General features: G+C 30.8%; 3 protein-coding genes. All 3 read right to left on the bottom strand.

Annotated features, from left to right (window positions below; translation table 11 throughout):
- Positions 1 to 130 precede the first annotated feature (130 nt).
- Complete coding sequence (gene secG, locus Q0370_RS05675; RefSeq protein ID WP_006804864.1) at positions 131 to 337, bottom strand: preprotein translocase subunit SecG; 207 nt, start codon at positions 335 to 337, stop codon at positions 131 to 133.
- Positions 338 to 400: 63 nt separating this feature from the next.
- Positions 401 to 1,168, bottom strand: coding sequence for a triose-phosphate isomerase (tpiA, locus tag Q0370_RS05670; protein WP_299573220.1), 768 nt, complete (start codon positions 1,166 to 1,168; stop codon positions 401 to 403).
- Positions 1,169 to 1,339: 171 nt separating this feature from the next.
- Positions 1,340 to 1,636: bifunctional adenosylcobinamide kinase/adenosylcobinamide-phosphate guanylyltransferase (locus Q0370_RS05665; protein WP_299573217.1), on the bottom strand; the 297-nt coding region annotated here is incomplete at its 5' end.

Raw genomic sequence — 1,636 nt, 5'->3', positions numbered from 1 at the left:
ATTTATTTCTATTTTTAAACAGAGTTCAGTATTAATCAAAAAAACTAAAATTAGAAAAAATCACAGCCAATATTTTCAACTGTGATTTTAATATTTTTATAAAAAATCCAAAAAATTTACTTTTTAAAAATTATCTCACAATTTGGAATAAGATTGCAACAACTAGAAATAATGTTGCGACTATTTCAGTAAATTTTTCAATTCCTTCTTTTTCTTCATCCAAGATGTTAGCAGAACTTTTTGCTAAACCTTGGCTTCTGTCTGGCTGTAGTAAAATTACGCTTATCATGATGATTGATAAAATTACTAGAGCTATAATTAATAAATTTTCTAACACGTTATTAGTTCCTCCTATAATTTACAAAACAAGAGAATAAGCAATTAATTTTTTTCAAAATAATTATTTAGCTGCTGCATCTCCGGCTTTTATTATTACAGCGAATTTTTCAGGAATTAAACTTGCTCCTCCTACCAATCCACCGTCAATATCTGTTTGAGCGATTAAGTCAGCTGCATTTGCATCGTTCATTGATCCACCATATTGAACTGTTACGTTTTCTGCAACTTCTTTTCCATATAAATCAGTTAATAATCCTCTGATGAATGCGTGAACTTCTTGAGCTTGTTCTGGAGTAGCAGTTTTACCTGTCCCAATTGCCCATACTGGTTCATAAGCTAGTACAACGTTTGCCATTTCAGCAGCTGTTACATCTTTTAATCCACCAGTAATTTGAGTTTTTACAACATCATTAGTAGTTCCAGCTTCTCTTTCTTCCAATTTTTCTCCGATACATAAGATTGGTTTTAAATCGTGAGCCAATGCTGATTTTACTTTTTCATTGATGATTTCATCAGTTTCATGGTAATATTCTCTTCTTTCAGAATGTCCTAAAATTACATATTCTACACCTAAATCTTTTAACATCAATGGTGAAACTTCTCCAGTATATGCTCCGCTTTCTTTAGCGTTCATATTTTCAGCAGCAATTTTAATGTTGCTTCCTGCAGTTTCTCTAGTTGCTGTTTCTAATGCAGTAAATGGTGCTCCAATTACGATTCCTGCATTTTTTACGTCTGCTACTAAAGGCTTTAATTCATTGAAGAATTGTGCAGCCTCTTTTACAGTTTTGTTCATTTTCCAGTTTCCAGCTACTATTACTTTTCTCATAGTTTCTCCTCCATTATTTATTTAATACATTTTCTTTTATTTTACCATATATTACTTTTTTTATCAATGCTGATACATCGAATTTTTTTCGCGAATATTTTATACTATTTCCCATTAAAATAAATTAGTTATAAATTCTAAGTTCTTATAGTTACCGAACAGGACTATTAATTATTTAATTTTCATTGGAATGCCAGACACCACAAAATAAACTTCATCAGCCCTTTTTGCCACAGCCTGATTCATTTTTCCTGCAATTTCACGAAAATAACGTCCCAATGGATAACTCGGCACAAGCCCAAGTCCCAGCTCATTTGATACAATTACAGTATTTTGAAATTGACTTGTTATATTCAGGAGTTCATTTACTATGTTTTCCACATTTTTGTTCAACTTTTCCACAATTTTTACATAAGATTTTTTGTCAAAATTATCCCAATCAACATCCTTTTCCTCAAAAATTATATT

The sequence above is a fragment of the uncultured Leptotrichia sp. genome (assembly GCF_938036635.1).
In the GTDB taxonomy this organism is placed as follows: domain Bacteria; phylum Fusobacteriota; class Fusobacteriia; order Fusobacteriales; family Leptotrichiaceae; genus Leptotrichia; species Leptotrichia hongkongensis.
The sequence above is the reverse complement of the archived record's forward strand: the minus strand, read 5'-3'. Positions and strand labels throughout refer to the sequence as shown.

Bases quoted from the DNA above. Each gene is read 5' to 3' on its own strand.
- tpiA (WP_299573220.1), bottom strand. From the start codon at position 1,168: ATGAGAAAAGTAATAGTAGCTGGAAACTGGAAAATGAACAAAACTGTA.